Raw genomic sequence first — 13357 nt, 5'->3', positions numbered from 1 at the left:
ATAGTCAGCCGCAACGGATTGCCGTCAGTTGACCGCACGGTCCAGCGCCTGCCAGTCGCCCATCTGCCAGGCCTTGCCGACGATGCCACCCATCAGGACGGAAAAGGCTTCCGAGGGCAGGCCCATTTCCATGCCGGTGACCATGGCGACCCGTTCGGAACTCGACGCGGCGCCGAGCATGATCTTGCCGTACCGGATCATTTCCGGCAGCGGGATGGACTGAACGATGCGCTGGTGGATACCGGCGAGTTCCTCGTTGGAGAAATTCTTCTCCATCAGCGGCATCAGGTCCGTCTCCTCCTCGTGCATGTGAAGCAGGTCGTTGGCGAAGAACAGGGCGAAGCGCTGATAAAGCCGGCGCAGGCACGCCGGACGGTCGACCGTTGCCGAAGCCACATCCTCCGCCAGCCGGCGCAATTCGCCGAAGGCATGCAGATGGTCGTCGTGATCCTCGGCCGCATGCTCCGAGGAGCCCGGGCAACGCGCATCGATCGCGGTGTGGATCTCACGGTTTTCGTGGTCCAGGTGGCTCAAGCTCAGATCGAGGTGGGCCGACAAGGCGGTCAGGGTATCGACAACGGCCTCCTCATCGGCCGGATCGAGCCTCCCGAGCGCGATCAGCATCCGGGCGTTGGCAAGGCGGATGCCCTTGTGAACCGCATAATAAAGGTCTTCCCCGGCTTCGGCTTCGGCCGCAATTTCCGTCTTCGCATTCATGATCAATCTCCTTTGGCGCGCCGGACCACCCGGCGCCGGAATGCGGTGCGTGTACCGGATTTCCTTTTCGCGAAAAGCCACCTAGGATCGGATTGAGTATCCGGAAATTTCGGGCAATCCAATTTCAGGCAATCCCAATTCAGGCAATCCATGGACCACCTTCGGGCAATGAGGGTCTTCATCAGGGTCGCGGAACGCGGCAACCTGACGGCGACAAGCAGCGATCTCGGCCTGTCGCGCGGCGGCGCCAGCGCGATCGTGTCGGAACTGGAAAAATATCTCGGCGTCCAGCTGCTGGAGCGAACCACGCGCCGTTTGCGGCTGACCGAGGACGGACAGCACTATCTGGACCAGGCACGCGATATCATCGCCATGGTGGAGGGCCTGGAAGACGAAATCGGCTCCTCCGAGCGTCAACCGCGCGGGCGGTTGCGCATCCAGGTGCCCAGTGGCCTCGCCCGGATTGTGATTGCGCCGGCCCTGCCGCATTTCATCGATACCTATCCGCAGATCCAGCTTGAGATCCTGTCACGCAACAACGTGCCGGATTTCATCGGCGAACGGATCGATGCCGCGCTGGTCGTCGGGGATCTGCCGGAATTGGATATCGTCGCCCGCCCGGTCGGCAAGATCCCCTATCTGACCGTTGCCGCGCCTTCTTATCTGAACCGGCACGGCACACCTCAGGCGCCTGAGGATCTGGACGGGCACTGCTGCATCCCGCTGCTGTCGACGGCCCAGGGCACTCCCTTGCCCTGGCGGTTCCGCGTTCAGGGACAGGCCGTCACCTTTCCGGCCCACGGCGCGCTTGCCTTCGAAGCCCCGGAAGCGGCGGTTGCCGCGGCCAGCCGGGGAGCAGGTATCCTCCAACTGGCGAGCTATCTCGTCTATGACGAAATACGCTCCGGACGCCTTGTGCCGATCCTCGAAGACATCCGGCCAAAAGCCCAGGACATGCATATCGTCCATCAGAAGCATCGGCTGAAGCCGAAGAAGCTGCGCGTGTTCGAGGAATTCATCATCGACCTGAACGTTCAGGTTCGCCGTAAATGGGGCATTCGCCAGGTCGATTGACACACGGATTTCCAGCCGCATCCGGACCTGATCACTCAGGCCGGTCGAAGGGAAGATCCGCCAGTTCGTGCAAGCTCATGCGGGCCAGAACCGGGTGCGAGAGCGGATCCTGTTCCCATTGCGCCTGCTCAGACAAGCGCGCCTGCCGGCTGCGCTCCGTCCTGAATATCCACGTTTTGAAGAAACACATCAGATTTAACATAACTGAAGTTATATCCGGAAATAATAACCATAATATCGATTTTCTCTGATTAATAGTTTAGTTTTTCTATATGAAAAACCTGAACCGGATCCATCTTGCCGGCCTTCGCGCCGTTGAGGCTGTCGGCAGGCTCGGCTCGCTCAAGGCCGCGGCTGAGGAACTCGGCGTCACCATCGGCGCGGTGAGCCAGCAGGTCCAGAAGACCGAACAACAGCTCGGAACTGCCCTGTTCGAACGGCGCGGCCGCGGCCTTTGCCCGACCGGACAGGGAGAGGCGGTCCTGCGCCAGCTCACGGTCGGCATGTCCGCACTCTCGGCGGCGGTCGCCATGACGGAGCGGCGGCGCGATGATACCCTGACGGTGTCGGTCGCACCGGTCTTTGCCGGCAAGTGGCTGGTCTGGCATCTGAAGGACTTCGGCAAGGCCCATCCGGATATCCGCGTCCGGGTGGAGGCGACCGTGGATCTGGTCGACCCCAATTTCAGCGACGTCGACCTGTGCATCCGCGTCGGCAAGGGTCCCTATCCCGGACTTCACGCGGAAAAGCTGCTTGCGCAGAAGATCTTCCCGATCTGCAGCCCCGCCTTGGCGGAATCGCTCAAGGATCCATCGGACATCGCAAACGTGCCCATCATCCGCGACCGGGGGCAGATGTTTTCGTGGCGAACCTGGTTGGAGCCCAACGGCCTGGACGAGGGCCTGCTCGGTGACGGTCCCGTGTTTTCCGACGGTGCGCTGTGCCTGGACGCGGCCATCGCCGGCCAGGGCCTGTTTCTGGCCTGGGAAACGCTGGCCCATCACGCTCTTCAGGTCGGCCAGGTCGTTGCCCCCTTCCCGGGACGATACCAGACGGGCTTCTTCTACTGGCTGCTTGCAGGAAAAAGCCGAGCGAAGAGCCGGCCGATGGAGGCATTCGGTTCCTGGATACGGAGGGAACTGGCCCGGTCGATCGGCACCTGACGGTATTCGCGCCGCAGGTAACCTGTAATAGATCTTGTACAGGACGCGACACTTCGGCTACTTTCCGGTCCGGCGCGAAGCATTCCTTCGCCCCCGACCGAGGCACTGAATGATCCGTTGTTCGAAACACATGACCGGCACGACACTCCGCGGCCTGCCTGCCCGGTGTCCGTCCGCCTTGCGCCTCGCGACCGGTCACGGTCCCGCCTGCGGGCGATTTAGTCGCTAATCCAGACCAAACGGCCCGGACCGGACGGCGTTCCTCTTTTCGAGAAACTGCATGCCGACCGTGGCATCCTCCCGCAATTCTGCTAAAAGACCCGTCGAATTCATTTTCGACCGCTAATTGCGCGTCCGCGCAGCACGATAGATCGAGCACTCATGTCCGACCTGAACACCCTTGAATCCGAAATCCTCGCCGCCATCGACGCCGCGGCAACCGAGGCTGGCCTTGAAGACATCCGTGTCGCGACCCTTGGCAAGAAGGGCCGCATTTCCGAGCAGATGAAAACGCTCGGCAAGATGAGCCCGGAAGAGCGCAAGACCATGGGCCCGGCGCTGAACGGCCTGAAGGACCGCGTCACCGACGCCATCGCCGCCCGCAAGGCGGTGCTGGCCGAGGCAGCCCTGGAGGCACGCCTTGCCAGCGAGCGGGTCGACGTCACCCTGCCGCTGCGGCCCTCCCCGGTCGAAGCGGGGCGTATCCACCCGGTCAGCCAGGTGATCGACGAACTCTCCGCCATCTTCGCCGACATGGGCTTTGCGATCGCCGAAGGTCCGGACGTCGAGACCGACGAACTCAACTTCACGGCACTCAACTTTCCCGAAGGCCATCCGGCGCGCGACATGCACGACACCTTCTTCTTCAACGAGAAGACGGACGGCGAACGGCTGCTGCTGCGCACGCACACCTCGCCGGTGCAGATCCGCACCATGCGCACCCAGGAACCGCCCATCCGCGTGATCATCCCGGGCCGGACATATCGCTGCGACAGCGACCAGACCCATACGCCGATGTTCCACCAGGTCGAGGGCCTCGTGATCGACAAGGAAAGCCATCTCGGTCACCTGAAGTGGATCCTGGAAGAGTTCTGCAAGGCCTTCTTCGAGGTCGACGACATCAAGATGCGGTTCCGCCCGTCCTTCTTCCCCTTCACCGAACCGTCCATGGAAGTCGACATCCAGTGCGACCGGTCCGGAGCGGAAGTGAAGTTCGGCGAAGGCAACGACTGGATGGAAATCCTCGGCTGCGGCATGGTGCATCCGAACGTCATCCGCAATTGCGGCCTGGACCCGGATGAGTACCAGGGCTTTGCCTGGGGCATGGGCATCGACCGGCTCGCCATGCTGAAATACGGTATGCCTGACCTGCGCGCCTTCTTCGACGCCGATGTGCGCTGGATCCAGCACTACGGTTTCCGCCCGCTCGACATGCCGACCCTCGCCGGCGGCCTCTCCAGCTAAAAACGGCCCTTTCTGCAAAAAGGCAGAGCGACATGACCCTTTTCATTCGTGCAATTGCAGTTGTTTTCCTGACCCTGGCCGCCGTTTTTCCGGCAAGCGCCCAGAAGACGGAAGACCGTTCCAGCCGCGTCTCCCAGCCGACCTCCTTCGTGGAAGCCTGCGCGGAGAAAAGCCAGGAGCGCGGCCGCCTACGATTTTGCGGCGATTATTTCCGCCAGAAGCTGGGCACCCAGGCAGACGCCTTGCTCTACCTGCGCGACCGGATCACCCAGTTGCGCGCCTCTCACGAAGCGTCGGCCGCGGAAAAATACGACAGTTTCCTGTCGTCGATCTATATCGTCGCCTTCCTGACGATCTGCTCGATGGTGCTGGTGGCAGCCGACAAGAAGCTGGCGGGAACCGCCAAATGGGCCACGCTGACCAGTTCGGCGGCGCTGCTGGTCGTGATCGTCGTCATGTCGCTCGGCTGGCTCGGCAAATACCGGGCGGAATATGCGGCTCAGGTGGAGCTCGGCATCCTGCGCGACCGGATCGAGGCGGAAGCGGCCCAGGTGATTTCGACCGGACAGACCCTGACACCGGAAATCGTACGCGAATGGACCAGGGACCTGACGGCTATCGGCCGTCGCTTCGCCGACAACTACGCCAACGCGACGCCCATCCCGGAGATCAGCCGTTTCCAGGGCCAATAAGCCGTACGACCCAATTTCAGGCGCAAGAGCGCCGAGACGCATACGAAGAGTGACCCGATGAAATTCACCCTGTCCTGGCTCAAGGAACACCTTGATACCGACGCCGGTCTCGACGAAATCGTCGAGCGACTGACCATGATCGGCCTTGAGGTCGAAGAAGTGACCAATCCGGCCGACCGGCTGAAGCCCTTCACGATCGCCAAGGTCATCGAAGCGACACAGCACCCGAACGCGGACCGCCTGCGCGTCCTGAAGGTGGATGCCGGCGACGGCAGTGAGCCGCTGCAGATCGTCTGCGGCGCGCCCAATGCGCGCGCCGGTCTGGTCGGCGTCCTCGCCCGCCCCGGAGACTATGTGCCCGGTATCGACGTGACCCTCTCCGTCGGCAAGATCCGCGACGTGGAAAGCTTCGGCATGATGTGCTCGGAGCGCGAACTGGAATTGTCCGACGAGCACACCGGCATCATCGACCTGCCGGATGACGCTCCCGTGGGGACGAGCTACGCCCAATATGCCGGACTGGACGATCCGGTGATCGAAATCGGCCTGACGCCGAACCGCCCGGACTGTACCGGCGTTTACGGCATCGCCCGCGATCTGGCTGCTGCCGGGCTCGGCACCTTGAGGGAACGCTCCCACGACCAGATCCGCGGCGGCTACCCCTGCCCGACCGGCGTTACCCTCGACTTCGGCGATACCAAGCCCCTGTGCAAGGCCTTCGGCCTGAGGATGGTGAAGGGTCTGAAGAACGGGCCTTCGCCCAAGTGGATGCAGGAACGGCTGATCGCCATCGGCCTGCGCCCGATCAACACGCTGGTCGATATCACCAACTACATGACTTTCGACCAGGGCCGTCCGCTGCACGTCTTCGACGCGGCCAAGGTCAAGGGCGACCTGGTCGTCCGCCGCGGCGTGAAGGGCGAATCCATCGAGGGCCTCAACGGCAAGACCTACGAGGTCGACGACACCGTCTGCGTGATTGCCGACGACAACGGTCTGGAAAGCCTTGGCGGCATTCTCGGTGGCGAGGTATCGGGCTGTACGGAAGAAACCGTCGATGTGCTCATCGAATCCGCTCTTTGGGACGAGGACGGCATTGCCGCCACCGGCCGCAAGCTTGGCGTCAACACCGATGCCCGCTACCGGTTCGAGCGCGGCGTCGATCCGGACTACATGCTGCCGGGCCTGGAATTGGCGACGAAGCTCGTCATGGACCTGTGCGGCGGCGAGCCGTCGGAGGTCGTCGTGGCCGGCAAGGTTCCCGATGAGATTCACATCGTCAACTTCCCCTATCGGGAAGTGAAACGCCTGACCGGCCTCGAGGTTTCCCACGCCGAGATCAACGTGACGCTCAAGGCGCTCGGTTTCTGGATCTCCGGCACCGGCGACACCGTCAAGGTGGCCGCGCCGAGCTGGCGCCCGGATATCGAGGGCAAGGCCGACCTGGCTGAGGAAGTCGTGCGCATCGTCGGTCTCGACAAGGTGCCGTCCACGCCGCTGCCACGCATTGGCAGCGTCGCCGCCAAGGTGCTGACCCCCGGACAGATCCGCCGCAACCGGGCCCGCCGGGCGCTGGCCGCGCGCGGCCTGAACGAGGCCGTCACCTGGTCCTTCGTCTCAAGGGAAGAGGCGGAAGCCTTCGGCGGCGGCGCGCCGGAGCTGGCGCTCGCCAACCCGATCTCTCCGGAACTGTCCGACATGCGTCCGAGCCTGCTTCCAGGCCTCCTGACCGCCGCCCAGCGCAATGCGGACCGGGGCTATCCGGATGTGGCGCTGTTCGAGGTCGGCCAGATCTTCGCCGATGACACACCGGCAGGCCAGAGCATGGTCGCCGCCGGCGTTCGCCGGGGTACCGCCGTTCTGGAAGGGGCCGGCCGCCACTGGTCGGGCGCCTCGCCGGCCGTCGGCGTGTTCGACGCAAAGGCCGACGCGTCTGCGGTGCTGGCAGCCATCGGAGCGCCGGTGGACAAGCTGCAGGTCTATACGGACGCGCCGGACTATTTCCACCCCGGCCGGTCCGGTGCCCTGAAGCTCGGACCGAAGAACACGCTCGCCGTCTTCGGCGAGATCCATCCCCGAATGCTTGGCCTGCTCGATATCGAAGGTCCGCTGGTCGGTTTCGAGATCTACCTGGACAATCTGCCCCAGCCAAAGGCCAAGGCGACCCGGTCCAAGGGCGCGCTCAATGTCTCCGACCTGATGCCGGTGCGCCGCGACTTCGCCTTTGTCGTCGACAAGTCCACCCCCGCCGAGACGCTGCTGAAGGCGGCCAGAGGCGCGGAGAAGGCCCTGATTGCCGACGTGACCCTGTTCGACGTTTACGAGGGCAAGGGTATCGCCGAGGACCAGAAGTCGCTCGCCATCGACGTCACCCTGCAGCCCACGCAGAAGACGCTGACGGACGAGGAGATCGACGCCGTGGCGAAGAAGATCATCGCGGCCGTGGAAAAGGCGACCGGCGGCAGCCTGCGCGGATAAGCCTTAAAGCTGTCAAACGAAAAGGCGTCCCGTCTTCCCGGCGGGACGCCTTTTTCATATCGAAACGCCGATATGGCCGTGACGTCAAAGCCCCGTGCCATCGATCTGCGGGACGTCCGTTTCAAGATCCCGGCCGGGCAAGCTCTCCTCCGTCGCTGAAGCAGGCTCGGAATCGTTGTCCGCAGAAGATCCGCTGTGATCGACCGTCTTGCCGCCACCGGCCGCGGCCTGGATCAGGGTGCTCTTTACCAGGGCCTGCAGAATACCGACGGCCCGCGCCTCGCCGGCGCCGAATACGCCAGAGCTGGTCCCCACGGGCGTCAACGCACCTGCCGTAAAAAACAAAGCTGCAAGAATGGACAGTCGTCCGGCCTTCCGGCAAGGAGGAATTCCGGCCATGACCTCACATCTCCTTCCACAAGTCCCTCTTCAAGCCGCAAGACATGCGTGCCGCGCGACAATTGGATCGGGATAGGCTACGCAGAAAAGGAAACGGCGAGGCAAACACAAAAAGTCGGATTTTAGATAAAGACAGTCCGCTTATACTTTCGACCTTGTTTCAACAATATAGCAGGGCGAAAGTCATCTTGAACTGACCATAACACCTGACGATTTGACCAATTTGCAGGATCAAGACCGGTAATCTCCGATATGAACCGACAAAAGGCCAGGGCACTCCACCGGCTCGGCGTTCCCACCCGTGCAACCGAGGATGACCGGATCTCGGCCGTGCAGGATATCGTCCGGGCGACGCCTGCGCTGATGCGGATCCTTCAAGCGGTCAAGGACCTTGGTCTTCCGGATGCATGGCTGGTTTCCGGAGGGATCTATCAGACCGTCTGGAATGCCCTTACCGGACGACCATCGGATTTCGGGATCAAGGACTATGACGTCATCTATTTCGACGGCACGGACCTGTCCTACGAAGCGGAGGACAGGGTGATCCAAAGCATGAATACCGCGCTGCCGGATCTGGCGGACAAGCTTGAGGTCCGCAACCAGGCACGGGTTCATCTGTGGTATGAAAAACGCTTCGGGCGACCCTATTTCCCGTTGAGCTGCGCCATGGAATCGCTGACGACCTATGCCGCCAAGACCCACGCGGTCGCCGTGCGTCTCGGGGACGAAGGTGCGATCGACGTCCGGGCACCCTACGGGCTCGCTTCGATTTTCGCGATGCGCCTGACCCCCAATCCAGCAACGAACAACCGGTCGACCTATGAGGAAAAAGCGAAGCGCATGACCGCGTTGTGGCCGGAACTCGATGTCACCGAGTGGGACGCGTCCTGAAACCGCCCCGGCGCCGGTTCTTCTATACTCCCGCGTCGCAAACAAAAAGCCGACCCGAAGGCCGGCTTTCCTGCACTTGATCTGATTGCCGGTCAGGCGGCCGCGACATCCTGGAGGAAGCCGTCGATGGAGGCCTGCATTTCCGCCGCCTGGCGCTCCAGCTCCTCGGCGGAATTCGCCACCGACGTTGCGGACCCGGTGGTCCGTTCGGCCGCTTCGCTCAAACCGCTGATGTTGGTCGCGACAAGGCCGGTGCCGTTGGCGGCTTCAGCGACATTGCGTGAAATCTCGTCGGTCGCCGCACCCTGCTGTTCCACTGCAGCCGCGATCGCCGAGGTGTAGTTGTTGACCTCGTCCATGGTCGCCGCGATTGCGCCGATGGCATCCACCGCATCCTTGGTTTCACCCTGGATCGCGGAGATCTGGGCCCCGATTTCCTCTGTCGCCTTGGACGTCTGGGTGGCGAGTTCCTTGACCTCCGCCGCAACCACCGCGAAGCCCTTGCCGGCCTCGCCGGCTCGCGCCGCCTCAATGGTCGCGTTCAGCGCGAGCAGGTTGGTCTGCTCGGCAATCGCCTGGATTAGGGTGACGACTTCACCGATCCGGTTGGCGGCCTCGGCGAGGCCGGCCACCTTCTGATTGCTGGTCTGGGCGCCCTGGGTCGCCTTTGCGACGATCCCGGTGGTCTGTTCGACCTGGCGCGAAATTTCCGCAATCGAGGAGGAGAGTTCCTCTGCGGCGGAGGCGACCATCTGCACATTGGAAGACGCGGTATCGGACGCCTGGGCGGCCGTTGCGGCCCGATCGGATGTGTCTTCGGCAACGGAGCCGAGATCGTGCGAGGCGGACCGCATCATGCGGACCTGCTGCGTCACGCTTTCCAGCTTGCCTGCGATTTCCTGGCGGAACGCGGCGATCCGCTGACCGACACGTTCCTGATGATTCCGCTCTTCCGCCATGCGCTCGTTTTCGGCCTGTTGCATCGAAGCGGCCTGGATTTGCGAGGCCTCGGCATCGTTGCGCGCCCTGTCCGCGGCTGCGAAGGCACGGGACAGCTGGTCCACGGTCCACCACAGGGCGGCCACTTCGACCACCACGATCACCGCATGGAAGACGACGCGGAGGAAATTGGACCCGCCGGGAAACACCGCCCAGGGAAGCGCGAAATTGAACACGATGTGATGCACCGCCACGACACCGGCGTAGGCGACGAGCGCCCGCCAGTCGACCCATCCGGCCAAAATGGCCAACACGGCGAAGAAATACATGTGCCCGTCGATCTGGAACGACGTGGTCGGATCGGTGGTCGACAGCGAGGCCACGAACAGGGCGACCAGTGCCGCCAGCGAGATGGCCGTCGCAATCCGGGTTTCGGTCCCTGCCTTGTATTTGACCCAGGTGCCGGTCGCCGCGGCTCCCAACAGGAGCGAAGCGCCCGAAACGGTCACGACCGAAATGGTCCCGACCCACCAGGCGGTTGCAATGACAAGGAGCACATTTGCCCAGACGAAATAGATGATATAGCGAGAATAGATCTCGCGCATGGCATCGAGGCTGGTGGCAGCCTGCGTTTGCTCACTCATGAATTACTCTCCCCATAGACATTCACGAAGCCCGCACAGGCCCGCGCGACAACCGACGACGCGACAAAGGCGGCACCGGACGCATACAAGCGCCCCACGATGCCGTCGGAGTCGGCCTCCGTCACAGCGATCCAGCCGGACGCATCCGTTGAAACGATCCGTCCGCCCGCCGCAGCTACGATCTGCGGAGCGGGATTGCTCCAGGGACTTGCGAAGACGGCGATCTTGCCCTCGGCGCCTGGCTGCAGGCCGGCAAAAACCATGACCAGGCAGGCGGCAGAGAAGTAAGTGGCGACAAAGCGCTTCGATATTTTTGCGGACATTTCCGGCCCCCAGGCACGCACCAAGCTTGGGACCGTTTATGAGGCAAGTCGTTTAACAATTACTGAAATTAAGAGAACAGGGCATGAAAATCGAGATCTGACCTTAGGTCATATTGCAATGCGGCAGAATACAATGCACATCCCGCAGAAGTTGATTTCGGAAATTATTTCATAAAATTGAAATAATGGATTCGCACATGCTGCGCTCCTCAACCGGCGCGCGGGCTGACCAGGGACAGGCTGACCGGCGCATCGGTTGAATCCCGCGTAATCCAGTTCAGGAAAGTGCGCTCAAACCGGCGCCGCACAGCTGACGCCGGTACCGCGAATACCGCAATATCCACCCGGATTTTTCGCCAAATACTGCTGGTGGTATTCTTCCGCAAAGTAAAACGTATCGAGCTGACGGATCTCGGTGGTGATCGTGGCCTTCAGTCCGGCCGTGCGCAGGGCCTCCTGGTAGGCCTGTTTCGAGGCTTCCGCCGCTGCCACCTCTTGCGGATCGGCCAGATAGATCGCCGACCGGTATTGCGTCCCGGTATCGTTTCCCTGGCGCATGCCCTGGGTCGGATCGTGATGTTCCCAGAAGACCTTGAACAGGTCCTGCAGGGAGACCTTGTCCGGGTCATAGACCACCAGCACGGCTTCCGTATGCCCGGTCCTGCCGGTGCAGGTTTCATTATAGGTTGGGTTCGGCGTGTGACCGCCGGCGTAGCCGACCGCGGTCACATGGACGCCCGGCAGCTGCCAGAAGAGGCGTTCCGCACCCCAGAAACACCCCATGCCGAACAGGACCGTGCGCATTCCCTCCGGATAGGGGGCCATCAGGGACCGGCCGTTCACGAAATGCGGTTCGGCCGGACTTATCGCGTTCTCCCGCCCCGGCAGTGCCTCGTCGGCGGTCGGCAAGGAAAATTTCTTGGTCAGCATGGTCATGAAGGACATGATGAATTCTTCTCCCGAAGCATTGCTGCGCCACAGCCACGCAAGGCGGACGCAGGTCTCTTCCCAAAAGATGGCGCAGAGAACCTGATTTGCAAGAAAAGTTTAAGCTCCGCGGAGCGTTGGTGCATTCCGATCAGGCCAGAACGGCGCTCCGTCTGGCCCTGCGGGTACCAAGCCACAGAAAGATCAGCCCGAGCGGCCCCAACACGCCCCAGATCGGCCAGGTCAGCAGCGTCTGGATAATCGGATCCCAAAGGAACGGACTGACATGGCGCTGGATGGCCGCCTGAGCCATGTTCAGCGTGTCCGGCGACTGATCGAACCAGAGTTGGCCCAGCGGCAGCAGGACCAGTTCGGACCGGGCGATACTCTTGCTGGCATCGGCGATGATCGCGACCAACGCGCAGGCCAGCATGACATAGCCGCCAAGCCGAAACAGTAATCTCAACAACGCAAACACTTCGGACCTTCGTCTCAACGATAAAAATTAAATAGTCATTCAAAATGATAATTCGAGCCATCTCATGGCTATCCGGTCGCTTGGCGACCGGGAACGCGAGCCTTCCCACGCTATGAATACATTGACAAAGAATCCCATAAAAAACAATAGCAAAGATCCAAACACGGCGTTTTCGGATCGGCGGGAAGCCAATCTTGCAACCGATGCACACTTTATTTTTACCAGTGCCATCAGGAAAAACTCGGCGCATATGCACCGGCGTCAAAAAAAACTTTCACAGTCGCTTGCACTCCGGCAATGCCTGAGTATATTGCGCAACTCGCAGGCGGGGTTTTTCGCCAGCGAATAAGGACAGGTGGCCGAGTGGTTGAAGGCGCACGCCTGGAACGCGTGTATAGGGGCAACTCTATCGAGGGTTCGAATCCCTCTCTGTCCGCCATTTCTTTCCTTGCGCTACCGCCTTCGGTTACTTGAGCGCATGGCTCCCGGTTCGGACTTTGTCCTCAGTCCTTCGCCATTTTTTCTCATAAATTATTGAGCATATATGAGCTCTGTCGTTCCGCCCCAAAATACCCCGAGTTAGGGATAGTTCTCCGGTTGCAGCGCTGGACATGAGTCGCGGCATGCGCCACAGTCTCTGCAAATGGCTGAGGCACGTGCTTATGAGAACGCCGTTTATTTTGGCGGCGGTTTTCCGGACAACAAGCTCCATTGATCAGGAATTTGAGCCTTTGGACTGCCGCCGCAACAGCGATGGAGTCGGTTCCGTCCGGTGAGGCGAAAAACGACTTCACGGCAGCAGGCAATGAACCGGAGCAGATGGGAAAGGCCCAGGCTTCAACTTACCGGTTCCATCATTATAAGCGGCTGGGAAGCCAATGTTTCGGGTTCCCGAACCGCTATACGACCGCAAGGCGTATACTGAAGTGTGCGTGGAGATCGTTGCAGCGGACGTTGTATTCCCCAAAAACACGCGTGCGTTACGTACAACCAATCCGTTTCAAGCGCTTTCCTTCCGAATTTGGAGGGCCCGCCGGTTCATGACGGGGTCAACCCGATTTCGCCGGTGCAATTCAGCTGCCTGACTGCGCAGTGTCGCGCGTCACAGGTCCCTCGCCCCTTTCCCCGCTAGGTATTGATCATCGGCGGCGCAAAACCCGCCGAAGTC

13 protein-coding genes and 1 tRNA gene are annotated in these 13357 nt (G+C 61.6%); 8 read left to right on the top strand and 6 right to left on the bottom strand.

What is annotated here, in order from left to right:
- Positions 1-24: 24 nt before the first annotated feature.
- The gene (locus ACN0SO_RS05275) at positions 25-717 is read right to left on the bottom strand and encodes a hypothetical protein (RefSeq protein WP_417675292.1); all 693 of its coding nucleotides are present in this window, start codon (positions 715-717) and stop codon (positions 25-27) included.
- 168 nt (positions 718-885) lie between these two features.
- On the opposite strand from ACN0SO_RS05275, the gene ACN0SO_RS05270 reads away from it, so the two are divergent.
- The 5 genes from ACN0SO_RS05270 (at position 886) to pheT (ending at position 7588) form a co-directional block, all read left to right on the top strand.
- Positions 886-1791, top strand: coding sequence for a LysR family transcriptional regulator (locus tag ACN0SO_RS05270; protein WP_417675290.1), 906 nt, complete (start codon positions 886-888; stop codon positions 1789-1791).
- A 272-nt stretch (positions 1792-2063) separates the two neighbouring features.
- Positions 2064-2954, top strand: a complete 891-nt coding sequence (locus ACN0SO_RS05265; protein ID WP_417675288.1) for a LysR substrate-binding domain-containing protein — start codon at positions 2064-2066, stop codon at positions 2952-2954.
- Between the two features lie 381 nt (positions 2955-3335).
- Positions 3336-4418 (top strand): phenylalanine--tRNA ligase subunit alpha, encoded by a 1083-nt coding sequence (gene pheS, locus ACN0SO_RS05260; protein ID WP_417675286.1) that lies wholly within the window; start codon positions 3336-3338, stop codon positions 4416-4418.
- A gap of 32 nt (positions 4419-4450) precedes the next feature.
- Entirely contained in the window at positions 4451-5110 is a 660-nt protein-coding gene (locus ACN0SO_RS05255) for a phenylalanyl-tRNA synthetase subunit alpha (protein ID WP_417675284.1), read from the top strand.
- A 57-nt stretch (positions 5111-5167) separates the two neighbouring features.
- The gene (gene pheT / locus ACN0SO_RS05250) at positions 5168-7588 is read left to right on the top strand and encodes a phenylalanine--tRNA ligase subunit beta (RefSeq protein WP_417675282.1); all 2421 of its coding nucleotides are present in this window, start codon (positions 5168-5170) and stop codon (positions 7586-7588) included.
- Positions 7589-7672: 84 nt separating this feature from the next.
- On the opposite strand, the gene ACN0SO_RS05245 is transcribed toward pheT, so the two are convergent.
- Positions 7673-7903, bottom strand: coding sequence for a hypothetical protein (locus ACN0SO_RS05245; protein ID WP_417675280.1), 231 nt, complete (start codon positions 7901-7903; stop codon positions 7673-7675).
- Positions 7904-8239: 336 nt separating this feature from the next.
- Here ACN0SO_RS05245 and ACN0SO_RS05240 point away from each other — a divergent pair, with 336 nt between their 5' ends.
- Positions 8240-8878, top strand: coding sequence for a nucleotidyltransferase family protein (locus ACN0SO_RS05240; RefSeq protein ID WP_417675278.1), 639 nt, complete (start codon positions 8240-8242; stop codon positions 8876-8878).
- A 92-nt stretch (positions 8879-8970) separates the two neighbouring features.
- On the opposite strand, the gene ACN0SO_RS05235 is transcribed toward ACN0SO_RS05240, so the two are convergent.
- The 4 genes from ACN0SO_RS05235 to ACN0SO_RS05220 form a co-directional block, all read right to left on the bottom strand.
- Complete coding sequence (locus tag ACN0SO_RS05235; protein ID WP_417675276.1) at positions 8971-10461, bottom strand: methyl-accepting chemotaxis protein; 1491 nt, start codon at positions 10459-10461, stop codon at positions 8971-8973.
- Positions 10458-10784 (bottom strand): hypothetical protein, encoded by a 327-nt coding sequence (locus ACN0SO_RS05230; RefSeq protein ID WP_417675274.1) that lies wholly within the window; start codon positions 10782-10784, stop codon positions 10458-10460. The genes ACN0SO_RS05235 and ACN0SO_RS05230 overlap by 4 nt, the downstream gene beginning before the upstream one ends.
- Before the next feature lie 291 nt (positions 10785-11075).
- Entirely contained in the window at positions 11076-11729 is a 654-nt protein-coding gene (gene msrA / locus ACN0SO_RS05225; RefSeq protein WP_417675272.1) for a peptide-methionine (S)-S-oxide reductase MsrA, read from the bottom strand.
- A 133-nt stretch (positions 11730-11862) separates the two neighbouring features.
- Positions 11863-12177: a hypothetical protein gene (locus tag ACN0SO_RS05220; RefSeq protein ID WP_417675270.1), complete on the bottom strand. Its 315-nt coding sequence runs from the start codon at positions 12175-12177 to the stop codon at positions 11863-11865.
- 76 nt (positions 12178-12253) lie between these two features.
- Between ACN0SO_RS05220 and ACN0SO_RS05215 the strand changes: the two genes are divergently transcribed.
- Both ACN0SO_RS05215 and ACN0SO_RS05210 read left to right on the top strand, forming a co-directional pair.
- Positions 12254-12538 (top strand): hypothetical protein, encoded by a 285-nt coding sequence (locus tag ACN0SO_RS05215; protein WP_417675268.1) that lies wholly within the window; start codon positions 12254-12256, stop codon positions 12536-12538.
- A tRNA-Ser gene (locus ACN0SO_RS05210) sits at positions 12539-12628 on the top strand.
- Positions 12629-13357: the final 729 nt, after the last annotated feature.

This window comes from Roseibium sp., from assembly GCF_048260565.1.
In the GTDB taxonomy this organism is placed as follows: Bacteria; Pseudomonadota; Alphaproteobacteria; order Rhizobiales; family Stappiaceae; genus Roseibium.
The sequence above is the reverse complement of the archived record's forward strand: the minus strand, read 5'-3'. Positions and strand labels throughout refer to the sequence as shown.